Below are 14,728 nucleotides of genomic sequence, written 5' to 3'. Positions count from 1 at the left end.
GATCGGACGATCAGACCGTGACCGGTGCCTCGGACTCCACGCCCGGGCGGCAGAGACCGATCATGGTGCGTCGCAGCGCGTCGATGTCGGGATCGTCGAGACCGGCGAGGCCGGCCGGCGACTGGGCCGGAACCCGACAATGCGAGATCAGCGGGTGTGCGTGGCGATCGTCCTTCTCGGCCTGCCCGAGCAGCACCTCGTGCAGCTTCTCACCGGGGCGGAGACCGGTGAACACGATCTCGATCGGGCGATCGGCCTGGGCCACGAGACGGCGGGCGACGTCGACGATCCTGACGGGCTCACCCATGTCGAGTACGAGCGCCTCGCCGTCCAGTCCGACCGCGCCGGCCTGTACGACCAACTGGACCGCTTCCGTCACCGTCATGAAGTAGCGAGTGACGTCGGGGTGGGTCACCGTGATCGGGCCACCCTCGGCGACCTGGCGTTCGAACGCCCCGAGCACGGAACCACGGGAGCCGAGCACGTTGCCGAACCGGACGGAGAGATACACACCCTGCTCGCGGGCGGCATACCAGGAGGTCAACTGTTCGGCGATCCGCTTGGTGTAGCCGAGCACGCTGGTGGGGTCGGCGGCCTTGTCGGTCGAGATGTTGACGAACCGGTCGACACCGGCGTTCGACGCCGCCTCGAGAACGTTCAGCGTGCCCCACACGTTGGTCTTCACCGCTTCGGCGGGATGCATCTCCAGCAACGGCAGGTGCTTGAGTGCCGCCGTGTGGAAGACCACTTCGGGACGGTGATGGAGGAACACTTCCTTCATGCGCGCCGCGTCGCGGATGTCGGCGACGACGAGTCGTTCGGAGTCGAGCAACGCCCGACCCTCGATCGCCATCTGCACCGCGTGGAGCGCCGATTCGTCGCGGTCGACCATGATGAGCGCCTCGGGCCCGAACCGGTGCAATTGCCGACAGAGTTCCGAACCGATCGAACCGCCCGCGCCGGTCACCAGGACGCGACGACCGGTGATGTAGTCGGCGATGGCGTCGATGTCGGTGTCGATCTGATGCCGACCGAGCAGGTCGGCCTCGGTGAGGGGCCGGACGTCGTCGGCCCCCACGTGCCCGTCGATCAGTTCGGTGACGGGCGGAACGATCCGCATGTCGAGGTCCGCCTCGAGCGCCCGGGTCGAGAGGTCACGCAGACTGTCCGAGGAGATCGACGGTGCCGCCACGACGAGCATCTCGGCCGCCGATTCCACGGCAAGCGATCGCAGACTCTCGCGGGTGCCCAACACCGGGACGCCTCGGATCCGGAGATTGCGTTTCGCGGGATCGTCGTCGACAAGGCCGACGGGGGTGTAGCGCCCCTGGGCGTCGCTGTGCATCGAGGTGATCACCCGCTGACCGCCGTCGCCTGCCCCGAACACCAGGACGCGAATCGCATTGCCGGGCGCCTGGCGGCTCCGGCGCAGGACCGCGAGACGCTCGAGGAACCGGGCCGCTCCGGCCGCGCAGAACGCAGCGGGCGCGGCGGCGAACACGACGCTCGTCGGCACCAGACGGGCCGAGAGCAGGAGATTGTTGACCGCGAAGAGGGTCACGCAGACCAGGATCACGGCTCGTGCGAGCGCGAGACCCTCGTCGAGGCTGCCCCGCTGCCAGCGGCCGCCGTAGAGCCCGCCGATCGCGCCGGCCGCCAGCATCGCCGTCACGGCGATGCCGATCGCGCCGGCCGTGTTCCAGTCGCCCCAGGTGGCGAAGCGGAAGTCGAACCGCAGGGCCATGGCCGCGAGCACGCCGACGACCCACGCCGACGAATCGACCACGGCGAGTACGACGCCGGGCATCTGCAGCCGACGCCCCGGTTCCCCGCCCAGTCTGTTGATCGCCATCGCGGTTGTTTCCTCCCTCGGAGACGAAGCCCTCCACCCGGTCGATCGGCAGAATTTGTACGGTTATGAGCCGTCCGGCGGTCGCGACAAGGAGGACCTCTCATCGACGCGATCGCCGATCCGCCCCCTCCTGGCGCTTCTCGTATTCGCCGAACCGGCCGCGAGGAGCGACAGTTCATCGTCCTGCTCGCGGGGTGCGCCGCCGTGCTCGCGACCCTCGGGGGCGCGGCACCGACGGGGATCGCGCCGGTCGACGTCGTCTATGTCGGCGGCGCCGGCGCCTCCCTCGCGTTGGCCGGCGGGCGCTCCCGCCGCGCCACCTGGCTGATGAGCGGTGTCATCGCGCTCTGGGCGACCCCCGACACCGTCGGCCGCATCGTCTCGATCGTCGCATTGCTCCTCGCACTCGCCGCGGTGCGACACGGCCGCCGCCGGGCCCTCGGCGCCGCGGTCGGCGCGCTCCTCGCCCTCGTGCTCGGCGATCTCGGGTCGGGCCCGTTCCACGGATCCACCGTCATCCTCGCCGCACTCGCCGCCGGCCCGATGCTCTTCTCGGGCATCCGTCTGATGCCACGGCACTGGCGCCGGCCTGCCGCAACCGCCGTCTCGATGTCGGCGGCGGCCGCAGCGCTGGCGACGGTCGTCTTCACCCTGTCGTCCGCCCTGGCGTTCGGTGATGTGTCCGACGGCATTCGCTCCGCCGACGACGGCTTCGACGCCGCCGGCGACGGTGAGCAGACCGTGGCCGCCGCTTCCTTCGACGCCGCCCGCGACAGCTTCGAGCGGGCCCGTACCAAGGTGAGTGGCTTCTGGACCCTCCCGGCGAGGCTCGTGCCGATCATCGGACAACAGGTCCGTGCCGTGCAGGTCGTCGCCGGTGAAGGCGTGGCCCTGACCGACACCGCGGCGGATGCGGCGCGATCCGTCGATCCCGACACGATCAGACTCGTCGACGGCCGCCTCGACCTCGGCACCATCGAGGCATTGCAGCCGGTGCTCGACCGTACCGAACGGGCCCTCGACCGGGCCCACGATCGGGTCTCCGATGCGCGCAGCCCATGGCTTGCCGGGCCGCTCGACGACCGGATCCGTCAGCTGCTCGACGAACTCGCCGCCGCCGAACCCTCCGCCCGCACCGCGGCCGCTGCGGTCCGAGAGCTCCCCGAGTTCCTCGGCGCCGACGGACCCGTCCACTGGCTGGTCGCGATCACCACACCGGCCGAGGCTCGCGGCCTCGGCGGCCTGCTGGGCAACTGGGTTCTCGTCCAGGCCGACGACGGGCAGCTCACCATCGTGCAGTCGGGTCGAAACGAGGACATCAACGCGCGGTTGCGGGAGCGAGGAGTCGAGCTCGAGGGACCTGCGCAGTATCTCGAACGCTGGGGACGGTTCTCCCCCAACGAGTTCTTCCAGGACGTCACCCTGTCGCCGGACCTCCCGATGGTCGCCGAGGTCGCCGCGGATCTGTTCGAGAAGGCGACCGACCGGACCGTCGACGGCGTGGTCGTCCTCGATCCCTACGCCGTGGCTGCGCTCCTCGAACTCGGGGGGCCGGTCGAGACCGACGACATCACCCTCACGGCACGCACGGTGGTCCCCTACCTCCTCGAAGGGCAGTACGTGGACAACGAGGGCGACGAGGCAGGGCGCATACTCACGCTGGCCCAGCTCGTCGACGGCGCGTTCGCGGCCCTCACGACCGGAGAACTGCCCGGTCCTCGGGCGATGGCCGACGTCCTCGGGCCGGTGGTGGCCGAGGATCGCATCGGCGTCTGGTGGGGCCGCGGTGACCACACGTCGGCGCTGATCGACGCCGCCGGACTCGACGGCCGCTTCCCGGCGCCGGAAGCGGACGGGACGCTCCGGACCGACATGGTCGCCGTCGTGCATCAGAACGCCGGGCAGAACAAGCTCGACACGTACCTCTTCCGCGACGTCGACTACCGACTCGAGATCGACGACCGGTCGGCGAGCGGAACGATCACCGTGACGCTGCGCAACGAACTCACCGATCTGTCCCTCCCCGATGCGATCATCGCCAGCAACGACCAGGGCTATCCGCTCGGCACCAACGTGGCCCGCGTCACGATCCACACCGGCCTCGACTTCCGGGCCGCCCGGCTCGACGGCGCGAGTGTCGTGGCCGACCGGGAGATCGCGTTCGGCCACGACGCCCTGACCCTGGTGGTCGAGATCCCACCGGGGGGAAGCCGCACGATCGAGATCGACGTCGGCGGCGAGCTCGACACGTCGCCGTATGTGCTGTTGCTCCCCCAACAACCGCTGGTCAACGACGACTCGCTGACGCTCTCCGTCACCGTCGACGGGTCATTGCTCGACCTGCCCGCGTCCCTCACGCTCGGCCAGGACATGGTCCTGCGCGCGCCAACCGACTGATCCGGTCCGCACCGGCGATTCCACGCGGCCCCTCAAGGCGGCACCGACCCTGCCGATCGAGAGAGTGGACCGCCAGGTCTCTCCCATGCGTATGACCCATCTCGCCCCCACTCCCGCCACTGTTCGCCGTCTCGTCGTCGCGCTCTTCGTCGCGGGTGCCGCGATCCTCACCGCCTCGCCGGCGAGCGCCCAGTACGGCGGCGCCGTCGATCTCTTCGTCGATCCGACGAGGGTCGAGATCGACGGCACCTTCGACTACTTCGGATCGAACTGTCCGGCCGGGAGCACCGTCTCCATCACGATCGACGGCATCCCCGGCGTGCTCGCCACCACCATCGCCTTCGACGACAGCTCGTACGCGGGCACCGCCGTCGCCATGCCGTCCGGCGTCGTCGCCGGACAGGACTACACGGTGCGCGCCAGCTGCGCGGGCAACTCCGACACCGCAGTCATCCGCGCCGTGTGCAACGGCGGAACCGACCCGGTGGACGGAGCCTGCCCCGATGGGCAGACGGTGGGCGGCCAGGATCCGACCGCGACCACCACCACGACGCCCGGTTCCGGCGGCAATGGTGGGACCGGCGGCACAGGCGGCGACGACGCAACCGGCGGCAACGGCGGATCAGGTGGCGGTGCGGGGTCGAGCCCCGATCTCGCGGTGACCGGCGCCCGCTTCGCCGAACAGGCGGTTCGGATCGGCATCACGCTCGTCGCGTTCGGCGCGATCGTGCTGCTCGCTGCGACGACGCGGCGCGAACGGGCCACTGTCTAGGACAGCACTATCGGCGGCGGCGCCGGATCAACCAGCCGAGGACCTCGCTCAGCACCGCTCCGAGCACGGCGGCGATGACGATCACCAACCACAGCGGCCAGGTGCCGTCGAGGAACAGCCACGACACCTCGGTGTCGGCGCGATTCTGACCAATGAAGGCGATCAGGGCGACCGCGATCACGGCGGCGCCGATCACGGTCGCGAGCCCGGTCGACTCCTTCACTTCCTCGCCCACCGGCTGTTCGTCCGACATGACTGCCTCCCAAGCGTCCGCTGACGCGACCCTAGACGACGCGTGGGAGAGTGTCTCCGTGCGTGTGCTCATCAGTGGATCCACCGGCCTCATCGGCGAAGCGCTCGTCCGGGGCCTCCTCGCGGCCGACCACGAGCCCGTCAGGCTCGTTCGTTCGCATCGCCCCGACGATCTCCCCGCCGTCTCCTGGGATCCCGCCGCGGGCACGATCGACGACGATGCGCTCGACGGGATCGATGCCGTGATCCATCTCGCCGGCGAGGGCATCGCCGAGCATCGGTGGTCCGACGCGCAGAAGGCCCGGATTCTGGACAGCCGCGTCGAGGGCACTTCCCTGCTCGCCGACCGCATCGCCGCAGCCGCAACGCCGCCGTCGGTCTTCATCTCCGGTTCTGCGATCGGGTTCTACGGCGACCGCGGAGACGAGAGGCTCACCGAGACCAGCGAACCCGGCGAGGGCTTCCTCGCCGACGTGGTCGCCGCGTGGGAGGGCGCGACCGCGCCCGTCACGACACCACCCACCCGCGTGGTCCACATCCGCACCGGCATCGTCTTGTCGGGCGAGGGCGGCGCGCTCGCTCCGCAACTGCCGTTCTTCAAGGCCGGACTCGGTGGCCGGATCGGTTCCGGCAACCAGTGGTGGAGCTGGATCTCGATCGACGACATGGTGGGTGCCCTCCTCTGGCTCCTCACCAACGATGTGCACGGCGCAGTCAACCTCACGGCGCCGAACCCGGTGACCAACGGGGAGTTCACGAAGGTGCTCGGACGCGTGCTGCACCGGCCGACGCTGCTCCCCATCCCGAAGCCGGCCCTGTGGCTACGGCTCGGGCGAGAACTCACCGAAGCGCTGCTCTACGCCAGCCAACGGGTCGAGCCGACCGTCCTGAGCGATCGAGGCTACGAGTTCGAGCATCCCGACATCGAAGGGGCACTGCGCGCCGTCCTCGACCGCCCGGACTGAGCCTCACATCTCGATGGTCACGACCGGATAGAACGCCACGCGACCGGCGACGGCTTCGGCACCCGCTTTCGGGTTCGGGTAGTACCACGCCGCATCGGCTGCCCGGACGCCGTCGACCTCGAGGTCCCAGTAGGACGCATCGCCCTTCCACGGGCAGTGGGTCGAGCGGTCGGAGTCGACCAGCACCCGTCGGTCGAGTGAGTCGATCGGGAAGTAGGCATTGCCCTCGACGATCTCGATGTCGTCGCTCTGCGCGATCACGGTGCCGTTGAAGGTCGCGGTTGCCATGGAAGTCTCCGAGTTCTGTCTGGGGACCACCACAACCCCGCTCGTCCCGACGCCATTCCCTCAGGGGCCGACGATCCAGACGTCGTCGGGCATGTCGAGCTCGAACTTCTTCACGACCTCGCCCATGCGCCGCTCGGCGCCGTCCCACACGATCACGGCCTCGTTCGCGACCTGACGAAACCAGGCGTTGCGCCGATCCATCGCCTGACCGGCCCGGGGCGCGCTCTCCGGCGATGTTCGTTCGAGCTGCACCACTGCGTCGGCGCCGTCGAGCAACTCGGCGAACCGGCGGCGCGAGTCACGCGGCCATTTCGCGTCGGGATCCGGGTACGGCAGCACCGCCACGTAGGGCACACCCACGAGTGCGGCGGCCTCGGCTCCCAGCGTCTCCGCCCCGAGACGGAGGCCGGTGAGGACCACCAGGTCGGCGTCGACCTCGGCCTTCGCCTCGATGATCTCGGCGAGACGTCGCCGCACACCGGCCGCGACCGCGTTCTCCTCGTAGCCGCCCAGTCCCGGTGGCTGCAGCCCCGTCACCACCACCGCGCGCCCGTGCGGTCGCCACGTCGGCCCGAATCGTCCGTCGGCGCCGACGCGGGGCGCCGACGCGCCGACGGAGACGTGGTCAGCAGGACCCAGCTCGTCGGGGCGACCGCTGCCACTGCGCGGACGTTGCGTCTCCGATGCCTCGACGGCGAGGCGGTCGGCCACGTCGTTCCATTCGTCACCGGCGTGCCCCTTCACCCAACGAAACGCCAACTCGTCCTCGCGTTCGCGGTACAGGTCGATCAACGGCTCCCACAGATCACGGTTCGCGACGGGCTCCTTCTTCGAGTTCTTCCAGCCCCGCTTCAGCCATCCCTTCCACCAGCCGTCGCGGAAGCAGTTGACGACATAGGTGGAATCCGAGACCACCTCGACCTCGCCGGAGAGGTTCTTCAGGGCGTCGAGCACCGCCATCAACTCCATGCGCTGGTTGGTCGACTCGGCCTCGGCACCGTTCGCCCAGGGGCCGTCGGGCACGACCCAGGCCCAGCCACCGGGGCCGGGGTTCCCCTTGCACGCACCATCCGTGTAGACCTCGATCACGCCGTGATCCTGCCACGCCGGACGAGAAGCCCCGACCCATGGCCACAACTGGACCGCTCGGGCTGCGATGATTGGCTGATATGGCAGCAGACCACTTCAGTCGGCAACTCCCCGATATCGATCCCGCCGAGACGCAGGAGTGGATCGACTCGCTCGATGCGATCCACGGCGCGAAGGGTCAGGCCCGGGCCCGCTACATCGTGGCCCGACTCTTGCAACGGGCCAACGAACTGCAACTGGGCGTCCCACCCACGACGAGCACCCCCTACATCAACACGATCCCGGCCGAGGAACAGCCGTTCTTCCCCGGCGACGAACACATCGAGCGTCGCATCCGCGCCTTCATCCGCTGGAACGCCGCCGCCATGGTGATCCGGGCGAACAAGACCGCCGACGGCATCGGCGGCCACCTGTCGACCTTCGCGTCGAGCGCCTCGCTCTACGAAGTCGGCTTCAACCACTTCTTCAAGGGCAAGGAAGACGGCCTGCCCGGCGATCACGTCTACTTCCAGGGCCATGCCGCACCGGGCATCTACGCCCGCGCCTACCTCGAGGGCCGGCTCGACGAGCAGCAGCTCGACCGCTTCCGTATGGAGGTCGGTGGCGGGGGCCTGTCGAGCTACCCACACCCGCGGCTCATGCCCGACTTCTGGGAGTACCCCACCGTGTCGATGGGCCTCGGGCCGATCAACTCGATCTACCAGGCACGGTTCAACAAGTACCTCCATCAGCGTCGACTCGACGACACCTCGCAGAGCAACGTGTGGAGCTTCCTCGGCGACGGTGAGTGCGACGAGCCGGAGACCCTCGGCGCGATCTCGCTCGCCGGTCGGGCCCAGCTCGGCAACCTGAAGTGGATCATCAACTGCAACCTGCAGCGCCTCGATGGCCCCGTGCGCGGCAACGGCAAGATCATCCAGGAACTCGAAGGCGTGTTCCGGGGCGCGGGCTGGAACGTCATCAAGGTCATCTGGGGAACCCGGTGGGACGAACTCCTGCACCGCGACGTCGACGGCGTCCTGCTCAACAAGATGGGCGAGACCATCGACGGCGCGTACCAGCGCTACGCGGTCGAGGACGGCGCCTACATCCGAGAACACTTTTTCGGCCCCGACCCCCGACTGCGCAAGCTGGTCGAGCACCTGAGCGACGACGAGCTGAAGGCGCTTCCCCGAGGCGGGCACGACTACCAGAAGGTCTACGCGGCATTCAAGGCCGCGGCCGAGACCACCGACCAGCCGACGGTCATCCTCGCCAAGACGATCAAGGGCTGGACCCTCGGCGAGGGATTCGAGGGACGCAACGCCACCCACCAGATCAAGAAGATGACCAAGAAGCAGCTGCTCGAGCTGCGTGAGCGACTCCACGTCGAGGACGAGATTCCCGAGGAAGCACTCGAGGACGGGATCCCGCCCTACTTCCGCCCGTCGCCCGACTCACCCGAGCGCACCTACCTGATGGATCGCCGCCGGGCGCTCGACGGGCCGCTCCCCTCCCGGATGATCCGCGACCGTCGACCTCTCAAGCTGCCCGGCGAGTCCCCGTTCCTGGACCTCCAGAAGGGCTCCGCCGGTCGCGCCGTGTCGACCACCATGGCGTTCACGTCCCTGCTGCGCGACCTCCTGCGCGACGAGGCATTCGGCGACCGGGTGGTCCCGATCGTGCCCGACGAGGCCCGCACGTTCGGCATGGACTCGCTGTTTCGCGAGTTCGGCATCTACGCCCCCACCGGCCAGCTCTACGAGCCCGTCGACCACGACCTGCTGCTCTCCTACACCGAGAGCAAGGACGGTCAGATCCTCGAGGAAGGCATCACCGAATGCGGGTCGACCGCGTCGTGGATCGCCGCCGGCACCGCCTACGCCAACAACGGCGTGCCGATGGTGCCCTTCTACACCTTCTATTCGATGTTCGGCTTCCAACGGGTGGGTGACTCGATCTGGGCCGCCGCCGACGCCCGGACCCGCGGGTTCCTCATGGGCGCCACCGCCGGCCGGACCACATTGCTCGGCGAGGGCCTCCAGCACCAGGACGGCCACAGCATGCTGCTCGCGTCGACCGTGCCGGCGTGCGAAGCCTACGATCCGGCATTCGCCTACGAGCTCTCCACCATCATCCGCGACGGTCTGCACCGCATGTATCCGGACGGTCGTGCCGTCGACGGCGAGGACGTCTTCTACTACCTCGCCATCTACAACGAGAACTACGAGCAGCCGCCCCGCCCCGACCATGTCGAGGATCGCGACATCACCAGCGGTCTCTACAAGTGGGATGACGGACCGGAGGGGCCCTCGAAGCGAGCGACGATCCTCTTCTCCGGCCCGGCCAACCTCGCGGCCAGGGAGGCCCAGGCGATTCTCGCCGAGTTCCACGACATCTCCGCCGAACTGTGGAGCGTCACCTCCTACAAGCGGCTGCGCGCCAACGCGCTCGACGTCGAGCGACGGAACCGACTCCAGCCGGAGAACGAACCCGAGGTCCCGGACCTGACCCGCAAGCTCCGGACCAGCGAGGGCCCGATCGTCGCGGTCTCCGACTGGATGGGGCTGGTGCCCGGCCAGGTCAGCCGGTGGACGCCGCGCCCCATGAGGGTGCTCGGCACCGACGGCTTCGGCCGGTCCGACACCCGCGAGGCACTTCGGAGCTTCTTCGAGGTCGATGCCTTCTCCGTGGTGATCGCCGTCCTCTACGCGCTGTCCGAGGCCGGAGAGATCCCGGCGTCCGATGTCACCGCGGCCATCCGCACCTACGGCATCGACCCGTACCGACCCGACCCGGCGCACCCCGACACCGGCAGCTGAGGTGCGCGGCACCCTCGCAGTGACGGGCGACCCGGCGGCCGACCGACTGCTCAACCGCGATCCCCTCGCACTGATGATCGGCATGCTGCTCGATCAACAGATCTCGATCGAGCTCGCGTTCGTGGGACCGGCCCGGCTGCGTGAGCGCCTCGGTGGCGAACTCGATGCCAAGGTGATCGCCAGGATCGACCCCGAGTCGTTCGCCGAGATCTGTCGCGCCAAGCCGGCCCTGCACCGCTTCCCTGCGTCGATGAGCGGGCGCATCCAGGCCATGTGCGCTCACCTCGTGGACCGCTACGACGGCGACGCCGGGGCGATATGGCGCCACGTCAGACGGGCCGAGACCCTGAGGGATCGCCTCCTCGAGGTACCCGGGTTCGGGCCGGAGAAGACGCAGATCTTCATCGCACTGCTCGCCAAGCGGTTCGGTCGCCGGCCGCTCGGCTGGGAACACGAGGCCGGTGTCTTCGCCGAGGACGGCCTCCGGTCGGTGGCCGACCTCGACTCGCCCGACGCGCTCGTCGCGCTCAGGGAGGTGCGCCGGGCCATGAAGGCGGCCGGGAAGTCGAAAACCGACTGATCAGACGCCGGCGTTGAGCAGCACGTTGCGCTGCCGGTCGAGCCAGCCGAGTACGACGGCGATCGCACGCGGGTCGTGACGCAGGTGATGGCCGGCGCCGGCGATGATCCTCAGGTCGGCCGAACCGTGGGCATCGGCGACCTCGCGGGCATCGAAGACGGGGACGATCTCGTCCTCGGACCCGTGGACGATCATGAGCTCGCGTGGCGCCATCCTCGCCGCCGCCTGCGAAGCTCGCAGCGAGGCGATCTCGCCCGACCAGTCGTCGAACGACCGGGGGAAGTCGCCGTCGCGGATGATCCCCATCTCGCGAGCGAGCACGAGGAGCTTTCGCGGATTTCGAGCCCAGTCCTTGAAGTCGGCCGGCACCCCGATCGCCGCGACCCCGTTGATCCCGGGATCGGCGGCCGCCAGGTCGATCGCCAACGCGCCGCCGGTGCCGAAGCCGACGAGCCACACGCCGTCGCAGGGCACGGACTCGCGCAGATGCGCGACGGCGCCGGCCAGGTCCCTGCGCCACCCACCGAGCGAGAAGTTGCCCTGCGAATCGCCGACACCGCGGCTCGAGAACGCGAGCGCCGCCCACCCCGCCTCGGTCGCGGCCCGGTCGGCGAGCTCGGGAAAGCTGGCCGTGGAGTTGATGCCGCCGCCTGCCTCGGCGGGAAAGCCGTGTGCGATCACGAGACCCGCCTGCGCGGTCGGGTGGACCTGCGCCGGACGAGCGAGATGCGCGGCGAGCTCGTTGCCGTCGACCGTGAACCGCCGGTCCACGTGCTCAGATCTTCCGGAGGCGGTAACCCCGATTGCGGGCCTCGGCGAGAGTGTCGGGTCCGAAGGTCTGTGCGTGGGACCCCGACGCCAGTTCCTCGATGACGGACTCGTCGTCGACGTCGTCGAGGTCGTAGACGACCTGCAGACGCTTGTCGCCGAGGAAGCGGGTCTCTTCGAATCGGGTTGGTCGCTCCATGGCGCCCAAACATAGCGCCGTCGGAATATGGCGGCGCCCCGCTCGGGCCACGAAAACGAGGCATCCCGGGACCAGGCGGCCCCGGGATGTCCCGAATACTTGCTGGATTCCCGGGGGTGGTCGCCAGCCGTGCGTGCACGGTGGCCGACAGGCGTGACGTGTCCCGTCCCACGGATCCCAGGGGTGGAGCTGGCTTGGTTTGCGCCAGTGGTCCAGCAGCCGTGCTAGCGGCCAGCCACCTCCAAAGTCACAGATCTACTACTCACGTCTGGACCACCTCCTCTCTTTGGTCCTGTCAGTGAAGCACAAGTGAGGGGCTTGGGGAAACAGTTTCAGCTGTCGACTTCCTTGCCCACCGCCCCGATCGCCACGAGGTACTTCATCTGCAGATCGAGCACACAGACGACATCGACGGCGTCGGGACCGTTCTCGGCAAGCGAGCGGGCAACGACGGCATCGATCGCCGCGTCGTCGGGAGCGATGGCGCCTTCCTGGCGGACCGTTTCACCGGCGATCTCCTGGCCGTAGCGGGACGCCGCGCCGACCTCGCCGAACCAGTCGAGATGCCAACCGAGCACCCGCGCGACGTCGTCATAGCTCAGCCGGGCGGTCACCTCGTCGGGGAGTCGGTCGCCGATCCACACCGACGCGTCGTGCAGGTCGTAGACCGCCGGCGGGCGATCGTCGGCCATGCGACCCACTGCCTGACCGACCGCCACGAACGCGATCGCGGTCACGACGATCGCCCCGACGATGAAGAGTGCCAGCGTCATCAGTGCCCCATCCTCTCGTTCTGTGAGCGTGAACGCCGCTCACAGCGGCGTTCACGCTCACAGAAGGGAGAGATGATCAGATGCCGATGCGTTGGGCGAGCAGCTCGCGGTGGTAGGTGGGGTCACCGAAGAGGAGCTCGGAGCTCTTGGCCCGCTTGAAGTACAGGTGGGCGGGATGCTCCCAGGTGAAGCCGATGCCACCGTGGATCTGGATGTTCTCGGCTGCGGCATGGAAGTACGCCTCGGAGCAGTAGCTCTTGGCGAGCGAGGCGACCTGGCCCAGTTCGTCGTTCATCTCAGCGGCGCACCAGCCGGCGTAGTACGCCGCGGACTTCGCCGACTCGACCTCGAGCAACATGTCGGCGCACTTGTGCTTGATGGCCTGGAACGAGCCGATCGGGCGACCGAACTGCACGCGGACCTTGGCGTATTCGACCGACATGTCGAGGCACATCTGGGCGCCACCGACCTGCTCGGCGGCCAGCGCCACCGCGGCGAGATCGAGCACGGTCTCGAGGGTGGCCCAGCCGGCACCGTCGTCGCCGATCGGCGTGGCCGCGACACCCGAGAACTCGAGCTTGGCCTGCTTGCGGGTCTGGTCCATCGTGGACAGTGCCGTGCGGGTGAGGCCGTCGGCGTCGGCGGCGACCTGGAAGAGCGAGACGCCCTTGTCGGTGCGCGCCGCGACGATGAGGAGGTTGGCGGTGTGACCGTCGAGCACGTACATCTTCGTGCCGTCGAGTGTCCAGGAGTCGCCCGAGCCGGTGGCCTGCATCGTGATGCCGCCCTCGTCCCAGCGCCCGCTCTCCTCGGTGAACGCGAGGGTCGCGCGGGTCTCGCCCGACGCGATGCCCGGAAGGAGCTCGGCCTTGGCCGCGTCGTCCCCCGACTGGAGGATGGCGTTGGCCGCGAGCACGCAGCTCGAGAAGTAGGGGGCGCACAGCAGGGCGCGGCCCATCTCCTCGAGCACGACGACCTGTTCGACGAAGCTGAAGCCCTGCCCGCCGTATTCCTCGGGAATGGCGAGGGCCTGGAGGCCCATCTGCTCGGCCATCTGATTCCAGACGGCGTCGTCGAAGCCCTTCTCGGTGTCCATCTGTTCGCGGACCGCTTCTTCGCTCGACTTGTCGGCGAGGAAGCTGCGCACGAACTCCCGCAGCTGCTCTTGCTCTTCTGAGAATGCAAAGTTCATGGACGAGAAACTAGCGAGGTTGGCCCATCTCGCCAATTCGTGATGTGTACACACGTGCTACGCGTCGTGCTACGATCGGACCGTGGAACGGATCGGCATTCGAGGACTGCGCAACGACGTCGCCGCCATCGTGCGGCGCGCCGGCGGCGGCGAACGCATCATCGTCACCGTCGACGGCGAGCCGGTCGCCCAGTTGGGTCCGCTCGAGCCGCCGGGTGCACCCACGATCGACGACCTCGCCGCCGCCGGCCTCGTCCGGCTCCCCGGTCGGCCCGATCACCCGGCGGCGCCCGAGCCGTTCGGCGTGCCCGTCGACATCCGACTCGCCTCGGTGATCGCCGAGCTCCGAGGCGAAGCCGGATGACGCTCGCCGTCGACCCGTCGGCCCTGATCGCTCGCTACGTGCCGGGGCCGGACCGCGGCCTCGTCAACGCCACCATGGCCGATGACCCGACCTGGTGCGCGAGCGACCTCGCCCGCACCGAAGTGATGCTCGCGCTGCACCGTGTGGCGGGCGCGGAGATCCTCGCCAACGAGCTGTGGGCCGCGGCACGCGCCGACTTGGATGCCTTCGTGCTCGTGCCGGTCGATGAGCGATGCATCGCCCGTGCCACCGAGCTGGGGGCCGCCTACGGACTCCGCACCGTCGATGCGATCCACCTCGCCGCGGCCGACCGCCTTCCCCGCCCGGTCCGCTACCTGACCCTCGACCGGCACCAGATCCCCGCCGCCGCCGCGCTCGGGTTCGAGCTGGTCTCCCCCCTCGTCGACGAACGGGCGCGACCCGACCGATAGCCCAA

The 14,728-nt window shown here is 69.1% G+C and carries 15 protein-coding genes; 7 read left to right on the top strand and 8 right to left on the bottom strand.

All coding sequences use genetic code 11. From position 1 onward, the window contains the following. Positions 1–10: 10 nt before the first annotated feature. Complete coding sequence (locus tag R2707_01710) at positions 11–1,852, bottom strand: nucleoside-diphosphate sugar epimerase/dehydratase (protein MEZ5243785.1); 1,842 nt, start codon at positions 1,850–1,852, stop codon at positions 11–13. Positions 1,853–2,056: 204 nt separating this feature from the next. Here R2707_01710 and R2707_01705 point away from each other — a divergent pair, with 204 nt between their 5' ends. Then, positions 2,057–4,249, top strand: a complete 2,193-nt coding sequence (locus tag R2707_01705; protein MEZ5243784.1) for a DUF4012 domain-containing protein — start codon at positions 2,057–2,059, stop codon at positions 4,247–4,249. Between the two features lie 85 nt (positions 4,250–4,334). Beyond that, positions 4,335–5,021 carry a hypothetical protein gene (locus R2707_01700; GenBank protein ID MEZ5243783.1) on the top strand — a complete coding sequence of 229 codons (687 nt, stop codon included), beginning with the start codon at positions 4,335–4,337 and terminating at the stop codon, positions 5,019–5,021. A 7-nt stretch (positions 5,022–5,028) separates the two neighbouring features. Here R2707_01700 and R2707_01695 read toward each other — a convergent pair whose 3' ends face one another. Next, positions 5,029–5,274: a LapA family protein gene (locus tag R2707_01695; GenBank protein MEZ5243782.1), complete on the bottom strand. Its 246-nt coding sequence runs from the start codon at positions 5,272–5,274 to the stop codon at positions 5,029–5,031. 58 nt (positions 5,275–5,332) lie between these two features. On the opposite strand from R2707_01695, the gene R2707_01690 reads away from it, so the two are divergent. Next, a complete protein-coding gene (locus tag R2707_01690) occupies positions 5,333–6,238 on the top strand; it encodes a TIGR01777 family oxidoreductase (GenBank protein MEZ5243781.1) in 906 nt (301 codons plus the stop codon). Between the two features lie 3 nt (positions 6,239–6,241). Here the strand turns inward: R2707_01690 and R2707_01685 are convergent, their stop codons facing one another. Together R2707_01685 and R2707_01680 are read right to left on the bottom strand one after the other, a co-directional pair. Next, positions 6,242–6,526, bottom strand: a complete 285-nt coding sequence (locus R2707_01685; GenBank protein MEZ5243780.1) for a DUF427 domain-containing protein — start codon at positions 6,524–6,526, stop codon at positions 6,242–6,244. A 60-nt stretch (positions 6,527–6,586) separates the two neighbouring features. Then, positions 6,587–7,615, bottom strand: a complete 1,029-nt coding sequence (locus R2707_01680) for a ribonuclease H (protein MEZ5243779.1) — start codon at positions 7,613–7,615, stop codon at positions 6,587–6,589. Between the two features lie 80 nt (positions 7,616–7,695). Here R2707_01680 and aceE point away from each other — a divergent pair, with 80 nt between their 5' ends. Further along, positions 7,696–10,416, top strand: a complete 2,721-nt coding sequence (gene aceE / locus R2707_01675; GenBank protein MEZ5243778.1) for a pyruvate dehydrogenase (acetyl-transferring), homodimeric type — start codon at positions 7,696–7,698, stop codon at positions 10,414–10,416. Between the two features lies 1 nt (position 10,417). Next, positions 10,418–10,996, top strand: coding sequence for an HhH-GPD-type base excision DNA repair protein (locus R2707_01670; GenBank protein MEZ5243777.1), 579 nt, complete (start codon positions 10,418–10,420; stop codon positions 10,994–10,996). Here R2707_01670 and R2707_01665 read toward each other — a convergent pair whose 3' ends face one another. The 4 genes from R2707_01665 to R2707_01650 all read right to left on the bottom strand — a co-directional run bounded on the left by R2707_01665 (position 10,997) and on the right by R2707_01650 (position 13,928). Next, positions 10,997–11,767 (bottom strand): alpha/beta fold hydrolase, encoded by a 771-nt coding sequence (locus tag R2707_01665; protein ID MEZ5243776.1) that lies wholly within the window; start codon positions 11,765–11,767, stop codon positions 10,997–10,999. A 4-nt stretch (positions 11,768–11,771) separates the two neighbouring features. Next, positions 11,772–11,963, bottom strand: a complete 192-nt coding sequence (locus R2707_01660; protein MEZ5243775.1) for a hypothetical protein — start codon at positions 11,961–11,963, stop codon at positions 11,772–11,774. A 332-nt stretch (positions 11,964–12,295) separates the two neighbouring features. Further along, positions 12,296–12,736: a hypothetical protein gene (locus R2707_01655; protein MEZ5243774.1), complete on the bottom strand. Its 441-nt coding sequence runs from the start codon at positions 12,734–12,736 to the stop codon at positions 12,296–12,298. Between the two features lie 76 nt (positions 12,737–12,812). Then, positions 12,813–13,928: an acyl-CoA dehydrogenase family protein gene (locus R2707_01650; GenBank protein MEZ5243773.1), complete on the bottom strand. Its 1,116-nt coding sequence runs from the start codon at positions 13,926–13,928 to the stop codon at positions 12,813–12,815. An 82-nt stretch (positions 13,929–14,010) separates the two neighbouring features. Between R2707_01650 and R2707_01645 the strand changes: the two genes are divergently transcribed. After that, a complete protein-coding gene (locus R2707_01645) occupies positions 14,011–14,292 on the top strand; it encodes a type II toxin-antitoxin system prevent-host-death family antitoxin (GenBank protein MEZ5243772.1) in 282 nt (93 codons plus the stop codon). Continuing rightward, positions 14,289–14,723 carry a type II toxin-antitoxin system VapC family toxin gene (locus R2707_01640; GenBank protein MEZ5243771.1) on the top strand — a complete coding sequence of 145 codons (435 nt, stop codon included), beginning with the start codon at positions 14,289–14,291 and terminating at the stop codon, positions 14,721–14,723. Before R2707_01645 ends, R2707_01640 begins: the two co-directional genes overlap by 4 nt. Positions 14,724–14,728 lie beyond the last annotated feature (5 nt).

Source organism: Acidimicrobiales bacterium (assembly GCA_041394245.1).
In the GTDB taxonomy this organism is placed as follows: Bacteria; Actinomycetota; Acidimicrobiia; order Acidimicrobiales; family Aldehydirespiratoraceae; genus JAJRXC01.
Note: the sequence above shows the minus strand (reverse complement) of the source record. Positions and strands in the feature narration are given on the sequence as shown.